This window comes from Streptomyces sp. NPDC001220, assembly GCF_053597895.1.
Map to the genome: position 1 here is coordinate 308,689 of NZ_JBSFJE010000008.1, position 15,174 is coordinate 323,862.

The following is a 15,174-nucleotide window of genomic DNA, read 5'->3' on the forward strand; positions in this document are numbered from 1 at the left end:
GGGTTTCATCCGGGAGTCCGCCTCAGGCGTCGCGGCGGTACCGGGTGCAGCAGGATCCCGTCGGTGACGATGTGGCCTGCGCGGGTCACCGGCACGTACTGCTTGGCCTGGCCGACCGCGAACCGCTCGAAGTCGTTGGCGCCGTGCTCGGCGAGCAGCCGGGTGGCGTCCGGGCCCTCGATCCACAGGTCGTACATGGGGTGCGACAGATCGAGCAGCGCGACACCGTCGTGCCAGGCCGCCTGTTCCTGCCGCCAGCCCGTGTACTCGCGGGCCACGACCTCGGGCGTCCACGGTTCGGCGCCGGGTTCCACAGCAGGGCGACCGGCGAACCGGCCCTGTCGATCCCGTCCTGGAGGCTGGGAATGGTCATGCGGCTCCTTCGCCACTACTCAATCGATCCACTTAATCGATTCAGTGCTTAAACGTTCTAGCTCGGACGCCAGCAGCGGGGTTCCCGGCTTGGCGAGGTTCGGTGTCCGCACCCTTTGCTTGTGTACGGCGACGGTGGCAAGCGCTGACTGTCCGCTCCACCGGGCGGGCCTGGGGGCGTGGCGGATCCGCCCGGTGGTACATGCGTTGACCACCGATGGTTTTGATTGAGCTTTGTACCACTTCGCTGGAAACCGCTTCACAGAAAAGCCGGTCACAGCCGATCGCTGGGTGTTAGAAATTGGCCACAGAACGTCGGGCTCTGAACGGCCCTGCGCACCCTCCCTGTTGTGAAGTGGAACGACCTTGCCCAAGTTCAGACCTCTGACCGGCAACTGGCGCGTCGCCAGACGCCTCCAGGCCATTCTGCTCATCCCTGTGCTGGTCGCTCTCGCTCTCGGCGGTGTCCGGGTGAAGAACTCGGTCGACACCCTGCGGGACGCCGACGACGCGGTGCGCGTGGCGGAGTTGGTGCGGGCGGCGAACGCCTACGCCAGTGACGCGATCAACGAACGGGACGTGTCGGTCATCCCGCTGCTGGAGGGCGAGCGGAACGCACCGGCGGTGGCGGCGGCCCGCAAGGTGACCGACGCGGACGCCGAGGCGTTCGACCGGGCGGTGGCCCGCACGCCCAGGACCGCGGGCCTCATCAGGCGCATCGAGCTGGTCCGGGCGGGCGAGAAGCAGTTGCCCGCGGTGCGGGCCGACGCGTTCACCGCCCGACTGACGGGGGTGCAGACCGAGGAGAGCTATCACGCCGTCCAGCACCCGCTGATGGAGCTCTCCAACGAACTGGGTTTCGGCAGCAACAACCAGGCCAGCTTCGGCCGCACCCTCTACGCCATCTCGCTGACCCAGGCGGCCGAGTCCCTGATCCGTTCCATCGGCACGCATCTGCTGGTCGAGGACCGCACCGCCCTCGCGGAGGGCGAACTGCCGACCCAGCTGGGCTCGTTCAGCTCGTACGCCTACCTGGAGCAGGTGGCGCTCCAGGAGTACGCGGGCGCCGGTACCGCGCAGGACATGACCAGGCTGCGGGCCGCCTTCGCGGACGCCGAGAAGAAGGGTGCGGAGCAGACCGCGAAGGCGGCCGAGCAGGCCAAGGCGGCCGGGCGGACCTTCGTGGCGCCCCCGAACCTGGCGAAGATGATCAGCGAGATCGCCGGCGGGAAGCCGACCGAGCAGCTGGCCGCCGAGGGCATCACACCCGCGTCGTTCTTCGCCGCGTCCACCCTCGCCTTCGACGCCTGCCGGGGCATCGAGGTCCACCTCACCGACACGGCGCTCGCCGATGCCCGGAGTGTCGCCGCCGAGGCGAAGCGGAACGCGATCACCAACGGCTCGCTCGCGCTCGGCGCCGTCCTCGCGGCGCTGCTGCTCGCGGCCTGGGTGGCCCGTTCGATGAGCCGGGGCATGCGCCGGCTGAGCGCCTCGGCGATGGAGATCGCCGAGCAGCGGCTGCCGGCCGTGATCACCCAGTTGTCCCAGGCCGTGCCCGGCCAGGTGGACACCAGGGTCACGCCGATCCCGATCACCACCACCGACGAGATCGGTGAGGTGGCCCGTGCCTTCGACCACGTGCACCGGGAAGCGGTCCGGCTCGCCGCCGAACAGGCCCTGCTGCGCGGCAACATCAACACGGTCTTCACCAACCTCTCCAGCCGCAACCAGTCGCTGGTCGAGCGTCAGCTGGCCCTGATCACCGAACTGGAGGGGCACGAGGCCGACCCCGAGCAGCTGGCGAACCTGTTCAAGCTGGACCACCTGGCCACGCGGGTGCGGCGCAACGGCGAGAACCTCCTGGTGCTCGGCGGTGAGCGGCCCACCCAGCAGTGGGACCACCCGCTCCCCCTGGTGGACGTCATCCGGGCGGCGGCCTCCGAGGTGGAGCAGTACGAGCGGATCGAGCTGTCGGGCGTCCCGGAGACCCAGATCCACGGCCGTGCCGTCACCGACCTCGTGCATCTGCTGGCCGAGCTGCTGGAGAACGCCACCGCGTTCTCCTCGCCGCGCTCGACGGTCCGGGTCACGGCGACCCGGCTGCCCGACACCCAGATCATGATCGAGATCCATGACCAGGGCATCGGCCTGATGTCCGAGGACTTCGCACTGATCAACCACAAGCTGGCGAACCCGCCGACCGCCGACGCCGGCGTCTACCAGCACATGGGCCTGTTCGTGGTCGGCAGGCTGGCCGACCGGCACGGCGTCCGCGTCCAGCTGCGGCCGGCCGCCGGGGAGACCGGTACGACCTCGCTGGTGATGCTGCCGGGCACCGTCCTGTGGCGGGACGGCGCCGAGTCCGACGCCGACACGCTGACCCTGGCCGCGGTCAAGGCGCGTGCCAAGCCCGGCCGCGACATCGAGGCACTGCTCGCGGAGGGGCCCGCCGACCCGTTCGGCGCACACGAGGCGTGGGGCGACGGCATCCCGGCACCCTCCCCCGCCGAGCCGTCCGGGTCCGCCGGCCCGTCCGAGCCGTCCGGGTCCGTCGGCCCGTCCGAGGCGCCCACCCCGCCCGGCCGGTCCCGCCGGGCACCCAAGCGCACCCGCCGCCCCGCCAAGGACGGCTGAGCCCCGGGGCCCGGATCAGGGCGGTCGTGCGGGCCGCAGAGCCCGCGCCACCGCCCAGACCACGGAGACGAACGGCACGGCCACGACGGCGCCGATCACCCCCGCGACGATGCTGCCCGCGATGACGGAGACGGCGACGACGAGGGGGTGCAGGCGCACCGCCCAGCTCATCACCAGCGGGTGCAGCACATGTCCCTCCAGCTGGCCGATGACGACGATGAGCACGAGGACGCCGACGGCGGTGAGCGGCCCGCGCCCGGCCAGCGCCACCACCGTGGCCACGCCCAGGGCGATCGGCGAGCCGACCAGCGGGACGAACGCGGCGAAGAACTCCAGCAGGGTCAGCGGCAGCGCGAGCGGCACCCGCAGCACCAGCAGGGCGATGCCGACGAGTACGGCGTTGACGGCGGCCACGATGATGATGCCCCGGGTGTACCCGGCGAACGTCCGCCAGGCGGCGTGCCCCGCCCGGTCCCATGCGCTCCGGGCGCCGGCGGGCAGGAGCTCACGGCTGGTCCAGGCCCACAGCCGTTCGCCGGAGTTGATGAAGAAGACGGAGGAGAAGAGCGCGAGCGCGCCCCCGGCGACCACTTCGACGAGCGTGCCCAGGCCGCTGAGCGCCCTGCTGGCCAGGTTGGAGCGGTTGGCCTGGATGTAGTTCACGATCTGCTGCTGGAGATGCGACAGGGCGCCGGGGCCGAGCCGGAAGGGCGGCCGCTGGAGCCAGACCTCGATCCGGTGGATGCCGCCGCGGAACTCGTCGGCCAGCGTCGCCGACTCCTGGGCGATCGCGTTGCCCACCAGGGCCAGCAGCCCCAGGAACACACAGATGCTGCCGACCAGGCTCACGGCCACCGACAGGGGTCTGGGGAGCCACCGGCTCAGCAGGTCGGTGAACGGGCGCAGCACCGAGGTGACGACCAGGCCCAGGAACAGGGCGACGGCGATCAGCTGGAAGCGGCCGAGGACGATGAAGACGCCGTACACGACGATGCCGAGCACGATGAGCCGCCAGGCGTAGGCGGCGGCGATCCGCAGGGCGGGGACGACGACCGTGCTGACGGAGGCGGAGGCACGCGGATCCCGGGTGCGCTTGGGGATCCACACCGGACGGCCGGTCCGGACGGCCTGCCCCGCGCCCCGCGCCCGGCGCGCCGGGCCCCGCCCGGCCGCCGGCCCGCCCGCACCCGCCACCGCGCCTCCCGTTGCCGGCCTCCGTCACCTCAGGTGCGCGTAAGGGCACCTCTAGTGCACGTTAGGGGCGATTCGGGCGGCGGGCGGGGTGTGCTGGGCCAAGGGGGTCAGGGTGCCGCCGTCGTGGTGACGGCCGTACGGGCGGCTCGTTCGACCAGTTTCACGCCGTCCGGCATGGACGCGTTGCCGTTGGAGAGGACCGCGACGAGGTAGTGGTGGCCGCCGGCCGTGACGCGTCCGACGCTGTTGATGTCCCACAGGTCGGTGGTGGTGCGCATCAGCCAGCCGTTCTTCAGCGCCCACCCGGAGTCGGCGGCGGCCGAGACGCCCCAGGACTGGTCGGCGGCGATCTCGGTCATCAGGGTGCCGATACGGCTTCGGGACGCCGAGTCGAGCGGTGTGGGGCCGGCGCCGAAGACCGCGCTCAGCAGGCGTATCTGATCGCCTGCCGTGGTCCTGGTGAGCCCCCAGCGGCCTCCGGTGCCGGGCGTGGTCGAGGTCAGTCCCAGCCGCTTGTTCGCCGACGCCAGGCCGGGGGCCCCGCCGATGGAGTGCCACAGGGCGTTGGCGGCGTCGTTGTCGCTGTCGCGGATCATCACCTGCGCCAGGGCGCTCTCCCGCGCGGTGAGGGCGCGCCGGTGGTCACGCGCATGGAGCAGCAGCGAGGCGAGAATGTCGACCTTGACGATGCTCGCCGTGTCGTACGGCGTGTCGTCGCCGTAGACCACGGGTTCCCGGCCGCCGGCGTCCAGGTCGAGGACGGCGGCGGTCACGCGCGCCTCGGCCGGTGCCTGCACGGCCGTACGGAACGTGGAGCCGGAAGCGGAGGCGGCACCGGCCGCCAGGGCCGCCGGTGCGGCGCCGGCCAGAAGGGTCACCACTGTGGCCACCACGGCGAGGGGGCGGTTGAGCATGCGGGGCCTCGGCAGTTCAGGTCGGAGGGACACAGAACTGCGAACATAGACAAAATGCCCGGTCGGCGACGTGACCACCGCCACGAAAAGGGCCGTACCGGGCAAATTGTGAGCAGAGCAACAAGGCCGTGACGAAGCGGGCATTCCGAGGATTCCGGGGGACGGAACACGGATTCCGGAGGCCTCATCCGGGCCTTTCCGGGGGAAGAATGTGACCAGAGTGACGGACCGACCCCTGGGAGGTGCCATGAGCACATCGGCGGAACCGCGGGTGAGCGGTCTGGAGGTCCGGTCCATCGACTATGTGCCGCTCGACGAGCGGCACGGCAAGCTGTGGCATCTGGGACCGCTGTGGTTCATGTCGAACGCGCAGATCGCCACCCTGGCCGTGGGGCTGATCAGCATCACGGAGGGCGGCAATCTGATCTGGTCGCTGCTCGCGATCGTCGCGGGCACCGTGATCGGCACCTTCTTCATGGCCTTCCACTCGGCGCAGGGGCCACAGCTGGGGCTGCCGCAGATGATCCAGTCGCGGCCCCAGTTCGGCTATGTCGGGGCGCTGCTGGTGTGGCTGTTCGCGTACGTGCAGTACGCGGGGTTCAACGTGTTCAACACCAGCCTGGCCGGTGAGGCGCTGAACTCCACGATCCACGGTGGCGTGAAGCTGTGGGTGATCGTGGTCACCGCGGTCGCGTTCGTCATCGCGCTGGTGGGCTACGACATCATCCACAAGGCCGAGCGGTTCCTGACCTACACCTTCCTCGTCATCTTCGGGATCTTCACCGTCGGTGTCCTGGTCACCCTGCACTACCCGCCGGGCTCCTTCGACCTCGGCGCCTTCAAGTGGACGCCGTTCCTGGCCCAGTTCGGCGTGGTCGCCGGCTACCAGATCAGCTGGGCCATCTACGTCTCGGACTACTCCCGGTACCTGCCGCCGGACGTGACGGTCCGCAAGACTTTCTACTGGACGTACTTCGGCTCGGCGCTCGGCGGTATCTGGCTGATGGTGCTCGGGACGCTGCTGGCCGCCTGGGCGGGAGACAGCTTCGACACGATCCCCTCGATCAACGCCGCCGGCGACAAGGTCTTCAACGGCTTCGGCGCGATCGTGCTGCTGTTCGCCGCCCTGGGCCTGATCTCGGTCACCGCGCTGAACATGTACGGCGGTTCACTGACGCTGATCAGCGCCATCGACTCGTTCAAGCGGGTGCGGCCGACGCTGGGCGTGCGTCTGATCACCATCGGCGTGACCGCGGCGCTCTCCCTGATCGGGGCGCTGGCGGCGACCTCGAACTTCCTGACGAACTTCAACAACTTCCTGTTGCTGGTGCTCTATCTGTTCATCCCGTGGACGTCGGTCAACCTGATGGACTACTACGTGGTGCGCCGCGGCCACTACGCGATCGCCGAGATCTTCAAGCCGAACGGCATCTACGGCCGCTGGGGCTGGCAGGGGATCGTCTCGTACCTGGTCGGGTTCGCGGTCATGATCCCGTTCTTCTCCGTCGGCACGCTCTTCGTCGGCCCCGCCGCCAAGGCCCTCGACGGCGCCGACATCTCGCTGTTCGTCGGACTGCCGGTCTCGGCGCTGCTGTACTGGTGGCTGACCCGATCGATCGACGTCGAGGCGGAGACCCGCATCGCCGAGGCGGAGGCCGCGGCCCTGGAACAGGCGGCGCACGAGCACCGGGAACCCTTCTAGCCGAGACGCGTCACAAGGCGGCTGTTTTCCAGGCCGTCCTCGACCGGGAGGCCGCCGCTGCGGCAGCCGTTCGCCGGGGCGCGTACGCAGTCGAGGCAGGGCCGTCCGCTCGCGAGGGTGGAGGCGTCGCCGACGACGAGGGTGCCGGGGGCGAGGCGCGGCTCCAGCGGCTTCAGCACGGGCGGGCAGATGCCCTTCACGCCCTTCCGGCCGTCCAGGTGATCCGGAGTTCGCCGGGGAGTTCAGGTCGCGTTGCCTGGCGCCGCGGCGCCGGCGCGACCGTGCCCTGCTGGAACGAGCCGTGGCGGCGGGCCGGTTGCCCGCCGGGGCTCGACCCGGAGACCGAGACGGACCTGCTGACGGGCCCGCTCCGCCACCGGGTGCTGGTGTCGGCCGGGCCGGTCGGTGAGGAGTTCACCGACGCCCTTGCCGACGCGCTACTGCTGCGGCACGACGGGCCGGCATCGGCCCGGTCAGTCATCGCCGTGCTCAGTACGCGGAGTTGACGTTGTCGATCGAGCCGTAGCGGTGGGCGGCGTAGTTGGCGGCCGCGGTGATGTTGGCCACCGGGTCGGTGACGCTGTGCGCGGTGCCGTTGACGTGGTACGCGTTGAAGGTGGGGTCGATCACCTGGAGCAGGCCCTTGGAAGGGGTGCCCTTCTGCGCGTTGACGTCCCAGTTGTTCTGGGCGGAGGGGTTGCCACCGGACTCGCGCATGATGTTGCGCTTGAGGCCCTCGTAGCTGCCCGGGATGCCCTTGGACTTCATGATCTGCAGGGACTGCTTGATCCAGCCGTCGAGGTTGTTCGAGGAGCCGGACTTGTGGCTGTTGTTGCTGGAGGCCGTGACCGCGGTGGAGGTGTGCGCCTGCGTCGCTTCGGCGGCCTGCGCGGTCGTCGGCATGAGGGTGAGGGCTGCCGCCGCGGCGCCGGTGGTGGCGAGGCCGGTGAGGCCGATGGTGCGGAGGCGAGCGATGCGGGTGCGAGTGGTCATGGTCATGTGAGCGAATCTCCGGTGGGGACGGCGTCGGCGCCGGCCGCTGTGTGCGGCGGCGTGGGGCGGAGCCCCGTACAACCGGCGGGAGTGGACGGGCCCGGCGGAGATCCGCTCGGTCCATCGCCCGTCTCCCGGCGACGACAGCAATGGTTAGCGGCGCCCGGACCGGGACGCAATGATGTGACGTACTACGTAACTTCGTATAAACCGGCGATATGCACCTTTTGATGCGGCTTGCATGGCGTTCAGGGCGTTTCCCGTCTACTACCTCCGATAGGATGTGATCTGGCTCCTATGGGTGGCGTCACGCCTCCGGGGCCCATCGGAGGGAGAAAACCGAGCGGTCCGCCATGATCATCGAGGTGGCCCGAAGGGGTTCGGAGGCGGCGGAGGGGGGTCGGAGAGGGTCGCCCCCACAGCTCGCGTACAGCCCGCCGGAAGAGCATCGGGGGCATGTCTGACACCCTCACACTCGCGGCGGACGCGATCCGAGTGCTGATCGTCGACGACGAACCCGAGCTGACCGAGCTGCCCTCGGTGGCCGTCACCGCGGCGGGCTGACGCCCGTTCGTGGCGCAGGACGGGTACGGCGCGCTGCGCACCGCCGGCCGTAGACCGTGCGGGGCGCCGGATACGCCCTCAGACCGGCGGACGACCAGGCATGACGGCGGTCCGCCGCGCCCTGGCCCATCTCCGCGGACGCTCGCTGCGGGCCCGTACGGTCCTCGTCCACGCCGTCACCCTGGCCGCCGTCTGCGCGGCGATGGCCCTCGCCACCGTGCTCGTCCAGCGCTACTACCTGATCCGGGACCTGGGCCTGGACGGCGCTCGCCGACGACGGCACGGGTACGGCCGACGCCTCGGCCGGTCCCTCCCCCAGCGCCCCGCCGAGCGGTGGCCCGGGCGGTGGCGGCGCCGGCGGTCCGGGCAACCAGTCACTGACCGAGGAGTTCTTCGGCCTGACGACCGACGGCAGGCGGATCGACGACCTGTTCACGATCCACTCCCCCAAGGTCGACACGGCCCCGGTGATCTCCGCCGCGAACGCCTTCCTGCAGGCGGTCGCGATCACCTCGGCCGCCAAGACCAACGAGTCGATGAAGGCGGACGCCTTCTCCGACAGCGTCCGGGTGCACAGCCCGGTGGTCTGGGTCGAGGTCGACTGCCAGGCACCCGGCCCGCTGCGCGGCGCGTACGGCGGCACCCCGGGCGTCCCGACCCAGATGCACGTCCAGTCCGTCATCCGCACGCCCAACGGCAACGACTACGGCAAGGAGCTGACCCGCCGGCACTGCCTGACGTCACCCCACCACCGGTAGTCCCTCCCGCAGGGGCTTCCACCGCAGGTGAACGCTCTCCCCCGCCGAATCCGCCCGCAGCAGGGACAGGCGGGGGCGAACGGCGTCGGTGCGTGCGGTGGGCGGCTTGCGGCGCCCGGCCCCGAACTGGACCGGCCACTCGGCGGCCGGGCCCCGGTAGTCCTGGTCGGCGGCCGCGTGCAGGGTCCAGTGCGGGTCGTACAGATGGGTGCGTCCTACGGCACACAGGTCGGCGCGGCCCGCCAGCAGGATCGAGTTCACGTCGTCGTAGGAGGCGATGGCGCCGACCGCGATCACGGCCGCGCCGCTCTCCGCGGCCACCTCGTGGCGGATCCGGTCGGCGAAGGGGGTCTGGTAGGAGCGGCCGTAGGCGGGGCGCTCGTCCTTGGTGACCTGGCCGGTGGAGACGTCGATGGCGGCCGCCCCGTGCGCGACGAAGGCGCGGGCGATCTCCACGGCGTCGTGCTCGGTGTTCCCGTCGGGGGCCCAGTCGGTGGCGGAGATCCGCACGGTCAACGGCCGGTCGGCGGGCCACACGGACCGGACCGCGTCGAAGACCTCCAGGGGATAGCGCAGCCGGTTCTGCAGCGAGCCGCCGTACTGGTCGGTGCGCTGGTTGGCGAGGGGCGAGAGGAAGGAGGAGAGCAGGTAGCCGTGGGCGCAGTGGAGTTCGAGGAGGTCGAAGCCGGCCTCGGCGCCCCGGCGGCCCGCCTCGACGAACTCGGAGGTGATGGCGTCGAGTTCGGTGCGGGTGAGTTCGCGGGGGACGGGCGATCCGGGGCCGTACGGCAGTCCGGACGGGCCCACGACCTCCCAGTTGCCGTCGGGGAGCGGTTCGTCCATGCCCTCCCACATCAGGCGGGTCGAGCCCTTGCGGCCGGAGTGGCCGAGCTGGAGGCCGATGCGGGCGGTGCTGCGGTCGTGGACGAAGGAGACGATCCGCTGCCAGGAGCCGAGCTGTTCGTCGTTCCACAGGCCGGTGCATCCGGGGGTGATGCGGCCCTCGGGAGAGACGCAGACCATCTCCGTCATCACCAGACCCGCCCCACCCATCGCCTTCGACCCCAGATGGACCAGATGGAAGTCACCGGGCACGCCGTCGACGGCGGAGTACATGTCCATCGGGGAGACGATCACCCGGTTCTTCAGCTCCAGCCGCCCGATGCGGAACGGCTGGAACATCGCGGGCGCTTCGGTGTGCAGTCCCTGCGCCGTGGCGAAGGCGGCGTCGACGCGGTCGGCGAACTCCTGGTCCCGGGTGCGCAGGTTGTCGTAGGTGATACGGCGCGACCGGGTCAGGAGGTTGAAGCAGAACTGGGTCGGTTCCTGGCCGGCGTACATGCCGATGTTCTCGAACCACTCCAGGGAGGCCTGCGCGGCTCGCTGGGTGGACTCCACCACCGGGCGGCGCTCGCTCTCGTAGGCGGTCAACGCGCTTTCCGCGTCGGGGTGTTCGTGCAGACAGGCGGCCAGGGCGAGGGCGTCCTCCATGGCCAGTTTGGTACCGGAGCCGATGGAGAAGTGGGCGGTGTGGGCGGCGTCGCCGATGAGGACGAGGTTGCCGTGGTGCCAGTGCTCGTTGCGGACGGTGGTGAAGTTCAGCCACTTGGAGTTGTTGGCGAACACCTGGTGCCCGCCGAGTTCGTCGGCGAACAGCTCCCGGATCCGGGCCACGGCCTGCTCGTCGGAGACACCCGGCGTGAACACGGCGTCCTCCGAGACGTCGAAGCCGGCCCGGCGCCAGACGTCCTCGTGCATCTCCACGATGAAGGTCGAGCCGGTGTCGGAGTAGGGGTAGCCGTGGACCTGCACGACCCCCCACTCGGTCTCCTTGACGAAGAACTGGAAGGCCTCGAAGACCCGGTCCGTGCCGAGCCACATGTACTTGCTGTGCCGCCGGTCCAGGGAGGGGCGGAAGGCGTCCGCGTGGGCCGCCCGGACGGCCGAGTTGACGCCGTCCGCGCCGACGACGAGGTCGTGCGAGGCGCGCAGCTCGGCCACCTCGGGTGCCGGGGTCGAGAAGTGCAGGGTGACGCCCAGCTCCCGGCAGCGCTCCTGGAGGAGGTGCAGTAGTTCCTTGCGGCTCATGGCGGCGAAGCCCTGGCCGCCGACGGTGTGGCTCTCGCCCCGGTAGTGGATGTCGATGTCCGTCCAGCGGGCGAAGCGGCGGGACATGGCCTCGGAGAAGACGGTGTCGGCGTTCTCGATGCCGCCGAGCGTCTCGTCGGAGAACACCACTCCGAAACCGAAGGTGTCGTCGGGGGCGTTGCGCTCCCAGACGGTGATCTCGTGGGCGGGATCCAGCTGCTTCAGCAGCGCCGCGAGGTAGAGCCCTCCCGGGCCACCGCCGATGATCGCGATCTTCAAGGGAGTTCCTCTCACTGCTCAGCGGTCTGTTCGGCTTCGATGATCTTGCGGAGCGCGAACCGCTGGAGCTTTCCGCTGGTGTTGCGCGGCAGGACGTCGTGGAAGCGGACGTCACGCGGGTACTTGTAGGGCGCCAGGACCTGCTTGACGTGGTTCTGGATCTCCTTGGCCTTCGCCGGGTCCCCGGTGACGCCCTCGCGCAGGACGACGAAGGCACAGACGACCGAGCCGCGTTCGGGATCGGGGCGCGCCACCACCGCCGACTCGACGACGTCCGGGTGGGTGTCGATGGCGGCCTCCACCTCGGGGCCGCCGATGTTGTACCCGGAGGAGACGATCATGTTGTCGCTGCGGGCGTGGTAGTGGAAGTAGCCGTCCTCGTCGCGGTGGAAGATGTCGCCGGTGACGTTCCAGCCGTTGACGACGTAGTCCTGCTGGCGCTTGTCGTCGAGGTAGCGGCAGCCGACCGGGCCGATGACGCCGAGCCGTCCCGGCTCACCCGGGCCGAGCTCCTCGCCGTCGAGACCGAGGATGGTGGCGCGGTAGCCGGGCACGGGACGCCCGGTGGCGCCGGGCCGGATGTCGTCGCCCGCGGCGGAGATGAAGATGTGCAGCAGCTCGGTCGCGCCGATGCCGTCGATGACCTTCAGCCCGATGCGGTCCCGCAGTTCCTGCCAGGTGGTGAGCGGTATGTGCTCGCCCGCCGACACGCCGACCCGGACGCTGCTCAGCTGCCCTTCCTTGCCGTCGCGGACGATCGCCTTGTAGGCGGTGGGCGCGGTGGCGAGGACGGTGACCCCGTGTCTCTCGACGAGGTCGGCGAGTTGGGCCGGGGTCGCCGTCTCGGTCAGCAGGGCGCAGGCGCCGGCCCGCAGCGGGAAGACGACCAGCATGCCGAGGCCGAAGGTGAAGGCGAACGGCGCGGTGCAGGCGACCAGGTCGTCCTCGCGCAGCCCCAAGAGGTGGCGGCCGAAGGTGTTGTCGATGGACAGGATGTCCCGGTGGAAGTGCATCGTGATCTTGGGGACGCCGGTGCTTCCGGAGGTGGGGCCGAGCAGCGCCACGTCGTCGGCCGCCGTCTCCACGTCCTTGAACTCGCCGGACTTGGCGGCGCATCGGGCGACCAGGTCGTCGGGGCCGGGGCCGCCGTACTCGACCAGCGTCAGGCCGGGCAGGACGGTGCGGAGCTCGTCGGTGAAGCGGTGGTCCACCAGGGCGACGGCGGGCTTGGTGCGTTCGGCGATCGGGATGATCTCGCGGGCGCGCAGGGCGGCCATCGTGGTGACCACCACCCCGCCGGCCTTCAGGACGCCGAGCCAGCAGGCCACCGTCCAGGGGGTGTTGGGCGCGCGCAGCAGGACGCGCCGGCCGGGCACCAGGCCGAGGTCCTCGGTGAGGACCTGGGCGACCTGGTTGGCGCGGGTGCGCAGTTCGCCGTACGTCCACAGCTCCCCGGCGGGGGTGCGCAGGGCCGGGCGGTCGGGGCCGTGGCGTTCGACGGCCGCGTCGATGAGCTCGGTGGCCGCGTTGAGGCGGGCCGGGTAGCTCAGTTCGGGCGTGCTGAACTCGATCGTGGGCCACAGTTCGGCGGGCGGCAGATGATCCCGGGCGAAGGTGTCCAGGTGCGAGGTCGGTGAGAGCGGAACAGCCAACGTGGGGTTCCTTCCGGGAGCCCGCCGGTGGAATGCGGCGGGCGGTCAGGCAGGGCGGATCATGCCCTCCTGGACGACTGTGGCCAGGTGACGGTGGTCGCGGGTGAAGAAGCGTCCGGTGCCGAGGCCGCGGCCCGCGTCGGCGGCCACCGCTTCCTGGGCGTAGAGCAGCCAGTCGCCCACCGGTGCGGGACGGTGGAACCACATGGCGTGGTCGAGGCTTGCGGTGACCAGGCCGGGGTCGGCCCAGGCCAGGCCGAGGACCCGCAGGACCGGTTCGAGGATCGTGTAGTCGCAGACGTAGGCGAGGGCGGCGAGGTCGCGCTGGGCGTCGGTGAGTCCCTCGACGGGCCGCAGCGCGTCGAACGGCCTTAGCCAGACCGCCTGGTGGGGCAGCCGCTCGCCCTCGACGGTGAGGTAGACGGGGCCGGGGACGTGGCGCATGTCGAAGCCGCGGCCGCCGCGCCAGTAGGCCTTGGACTCGGCGGTCATGGTGCCGCCGGTGCGCTCGGCGAGGTACTCGGCCGAGCTGGGCAGCGTCTCAGGGGCGGGGATCTCCCCGGCGAACTCGGTACGGAAGGAGCCGCCCGGCTCCCCCGTCGCGAAGTTGGCGAGGCAGACGTAGAGCACCTTGCCGTTCTGGTAGCCGCGTACCTGGCGGGTGCTGTAGCCGCGGCCGTCGCGCACCACCTCCACCTCGTAGCGGACCTCGGCGCCGATGTCGGCCGGGCGCAGGAAGTAACTGTGCATCGAGTGCAGCGACTTGCCGTCGGTCACCGAGCGCATCGCGGCCGCGGCCGCCTGGGCGACGAGGTCGCCGCCGTAGGCCTTGGGCCAGGGGCAGGGCTGCGTGGTGGCGGTGAAGGCGAGGTCGAAGTGCTCGGGCGCGGCGGGCTTGAGGGTGAGGGCCGCGGTGACGATCGCGGAGGTCGGGGCGGCGGTCATCGGTTCAGCCAGTCGCGCAGGTCGGTGTCGGCCACGTCGGGCAGGTTCACCACGATGTTCTCCGGGGTCCGGGTGGTCATCCACACCAGCGGCTTGCTCCGGGAGAGGTTGCACTCGACGTGCGGCATGAAGGGCGGGACGAAGACCCAGTCGCCCTCCGCCATGTCGACGTAGTCCTCGAACTTCTCGCCGAAGTAGATCCGGGCCCGGCCCGACAGGACGTATCCGCCGGTCTCGGCCTCGCCGTGGTGGTGGTTGACCGAGCGGTAGCCGGGCTCGTTGCTGACCTTGCCGTACCAGAGGCGGCGCGCCGGGGTGTGCTGGGCGCTGACGCCCGACACCCGGACGGCACCGCCCGAGTCGGCGGCGTTCACGTCCTCCTGACCGGCCCGGGTGACGACGGGCGCGACGATGCCGCTGGGCAGCCGGTACATCTCGCTGTCGCCTTCGAGTCGGTACTTGCTGAGGTCGGGCTCCATGGAACGGCTCCGTTTCCGTGGGCTTGCCGGGATCGTCGGCCTGTCGGGGTGTCGGCGCGTCTGGGGCATCGGCCTGTCGAGTCCGGAAGAGGACCGCGCCCTATCTCGTATTTTTCACGGTCGTCATTTATTGTCAATACGACCGGCCGTGCGGCCGGAGCCGGACACCACCGAACCGGAGGCCTCATGACTCCCGTCGCCGTGAACCCGCCCGAACTGCCCGCCCCGAGCGGCTACTCGCACGGAACGCTCGCGGGCAACACGCTCCACCTGGGCGGCCAGACCGCGCTCGACGCCGACATGAAGATCGTTCCGGGTGGCATCGTCGAGCAGTTCCGCCAGGCGTTCGGCAACGTGCTCACCACACTGCGGGCGGCGGGCGGCGAGCCGGCGGACCTGGTGAGCGTGACGATCTATCTCACCGACATCCCCGACTACCAGGCCCACGGCAAGGAGATCGGCAAGGTGTGGCGGGAGCTCGCGGGGCCGGTGTATCCGGCGATGGCGGGCATCGGCTGCACCGCGCTCTGGCAGCCGGAGGCGATGATCGAGATCCTCGGGGTGGCCGTGATCCCGGAGGAACGGCTGATCAGGCCGTAG

At 70.6% G+C, this 15,174-nt stretch carries 14 protein-coding genes; 5 read left to right on the plus strand and 9 right to left on the minus strand.

Annotation, left to right across the window (positions count from 1 at the left end; all coding sequences use genetic code 11):
- Positions 1-5 precede the first annotated feature (5 nt).
- Entirely contained in the window at positions 6-314 is a 309-nt protein-coding gene (locus tag ACWDGI_RS21430) for a hypothetical protein (protein WP_450761225.1), read from the minus strand.
- 424 nt (positions 315-738) lie between these two features.
- On the opposite strand from ACWDGI_RS21430, the gene ACWDGI_RS21435 reads away from it, so the two are divergent.
- Complete coding sequence (locus ACWDGI_RS21435) at positions 739-3,006, plus strand: sensor histidine kinase (RefSeq protein WP_450761227.1); 2,268 nt, start codon at positions 739-741, stop codon at positions 3,004-3,006.
- Positions 3,007-3,021: 15 nt separating this feature from the next.
- Here ACWDGI_RS21435 and ACWDGI_RS21440 read toward each other — a convergent pair whose 3' ends face one another.
- Both ACWDGI_RS21440 and ACWDGI_RS21445 read right to left on the minus strand, forming a co-directional pair.
- Positions 3,022-4,113 (minus strand): AI-2E family transporter, encoded by a 1,092-nt coding sequence (locus ACWDGI_RS21440; RefSeq protein ID WP_450761388.1) that lies wholly within the window; start codon positions 4,111-4,113, stop codon positions 3,022-3,024.
- A 194-nt stretch (positions 4,114-4,307) separates the two neighbouring features.
- Positions 4,308-5,114: a serine hydrolase gene (locus ACWDGI_RS21445; RefSeq protein ID WP_450761229.1), complete on the minus strand. Its 807-nt coding sequence runs from the start codon at positions 5,112-5,114 to the stop codon at positions 4,308-4,310.
- 247 nt (positions 5,115-5,361) lie between these two features.
- Between ACWDGI_RS21445 and ACWDGI_RS21450 the strand changes: the two genes are divergently transcribed.
- Positions 5,362-6,816, plus strand: coding sequence for a purine-cytosine permease family protein (locus ACWDGI_RS21450; RefSeq protein WP_450761231.1), 1,455 nt, complete (start codon positions 5,362-5,364; stop codon positions 6,814-6,816).
- On the opposite strand, the gene ACWDGI_RS21455 is transcribed toward ACWDGI_RS21450, so the two are convergent.
- Positions 6,813-6,995 carry a methyltransferase gene (locus tag ACWDGI_RS21455; RefSeq protein ID WP_450761233.1) on the minus strand — a complete coding sequence of 61 codons (183 nt, stop codon included), beginning with the start codon at positions 6,993-6,995 and terminating at the stop codon, positions 6,813-6,815. The two genes, ACWDGI_RS21450 and ACWDGI_RS21455, sit on opposite strands and share 4 nt — an antisense overlap.
- Before the next feature lie 102 nt (positions 6,996-7,097).
- Here ACWDGI_RS21455 and ACWDGI_RS21460 point away from each other — a divergent pair, with 102 nt between their 5' ends.
- A complete protein-coding gene (locus ACWDGI_RS21460) occupies positions 7,098-7,322 on the plus strand; it encodes a hypothetical protein (protein WP_450761235.1) in 225 nt (74 codons plus the stop codon).
- Here the strand turns inward: ACWDGI_RS21460 and ACWDGI_RS21465 are convergent.
- Entirely contained in the window at positions 7,306-7,815 is a 510-nt protein-coding gene (locus tag ACWDGI_RS21465) for a transglycosylase SLT domain-containing protein (RefSeq protein ID WP_450761237.1), read from the minus strand. The genes ACWDGI_RS21460 and ACWDGI_RS21465 overlap by 17 nt on opposite strands.
- Before the next feature lie 1,025 nt (positions 7,816-8,840).
- Between ACWDGI_RS21465 and ACWDGI_RS21470 the strand changes: the two genes are divergently transcribed.
- On the plus strand, positions 8,841-9,131 hold the full coding sequence (locus ACWDGI_RS21470; protein ID WP_450761239.1) for a DUF3500 domain-containing protein: 291 nt from the start codon (positions 8,841-8,843) through the stop codon (positions 9,129-9,131).
- Here the strand turns inward: ACWDGI_RS21470 and ACWDGI_RS21475 are convergent.
- The 4 genes from ACWDGI_RS21475 to ACWDGI_RS21490 are packed head-to-tail and all read right to left on the minus strand — an operon-like array spanning position 9,114 to position 14,574.
- Complete coding sequence (locus ACWDGI_RS21475) at positions 9,114-11,498, minus strand: bifunctional salicylyl-CoA 5-hydroxylase/oxidoreductase (RefSeq protein WP_450761241.1); 2,385 nt, start codon at positions 11,496-11,498, stop codon at positions 9,114-9,116. The genes ACWDGI_RS21470 and ACWDGI_RS21475 overlap by 18 nt on opposite strands.
- Positions 11,499-11,509: 11 nt before the next feature.
- On the minus strand, positions 11,510-13,150 hold the full coding sequence (locus ACWDGI_RS21480; RefSeq protein ID WP_450761243.1) for an AMP-binding protein: 1,641 nt from the start codon (positions 13,148-13,150) through the stop codon (positions 11,510-11,512).
- Positions 13,151-13,195: 45 nt separating this feature from the next.
- Positions 13,196-14,095: an acyl-CoA thioesterase gene (locus ACWDGI_RS21485; RefSeq protein WP_450761245.1), complete on the minus strand. Its 900-nt coding sequence runs from the start codon at positions 14,093-14,095 to the stop codon at positions 13,196-13,198.
- Entirely contained in the window at positions 14,092-14,574 is a 483-nt protein-coding gene (locus ACWDGI_RS21490) for a cupin domain-containing protein (RefSeq protein ID WP_450761247.1), read from the minus strand. The genes ACWDGI_RS21485 and ACWDGI_RS21490 overlap by 4 nt, the downstream gene beginning before the upstream one ends.
- A 186-nt stretch (positions 14,575-14,760) precedes the next feature.
- Here ACWDGI_RS21490 and ACWDGI_RS21495 point away from each other — a divergent pair, with 186 nt between their 5' ends.
- Positions 14,761-15,174 carry a RidA family protein gene (locus tag ACWDGI_RS21495; protein ID WP_360496031.1) on the plus strand — a complete coding sequence of 138 codons (414 nt, stop codon included), beginning with the start codon at positions 14,761-14,763 and terminating at the stop codon, positions 15,172-15,174.